This is a genomic window from Streptococcus sp. k-628, from assembly GCF_013277475.1.
In the GTDB taxonomy this organism is placed as follows: Bacteria; Bacillota; Bacilli; order Lactobacillales; family Streptococcaceae; genus Streptococcus.
Genome location: NZ_VMMZ01000098.1, coordinates 1 through 378, shown reverse-complemented (window position 1 = coordinate 378; position 378 = coordinate 1). Strand labels below are relative to the sequence as shown.

Sequence of the window (378 nt, the reverse complement as noted above, 5' to 3'; positions counted from 1 at the left end):
CGGCTTACCAGACACTGAGGATAAAGCACGCTTGACTTATACAGATAAGCAAGGAAGCAAGTCAAACTGTTGAGCTCAGCAAAGGAGCGACAGGCTGGACGGTAACAAGTGGTGATGCGAGTCTATTAGATAACGGTACGTTACGCTTGAAACCATCAAGCTACACAGCTGGTCAAGCAGTAAGTGTTAGCGCAACCAAGGGAAGCGACGCTACAACCAGTCAGGCATCAAGTGCAAGTATCACTCCGACAGAGCATACAGTGGACATCGCTTCAATCACCAAGGTGAAAGGTGAAGCAGTAGAGGCGACAGACCTCACAGGTGCTGTAACCGCGACAGGCAAAGATCACGTGGAAGCAGTAGGAACAGTTCCTACAG

At 49.7% G+C, this 378-nt stretch carries 1 protein-coding gene; it reads left to right on the top strand.

The genetic code is table 11. The features are described from left to right. Positions 1–146 precede the first annotated feature (146 nt). The coding region (locus tag HT730_RS09825; RefSeq protein WP_173307482.1) for a hypothetical protein at positions 147–378 on the top strand (232 nt) is incomplete at its 3' end.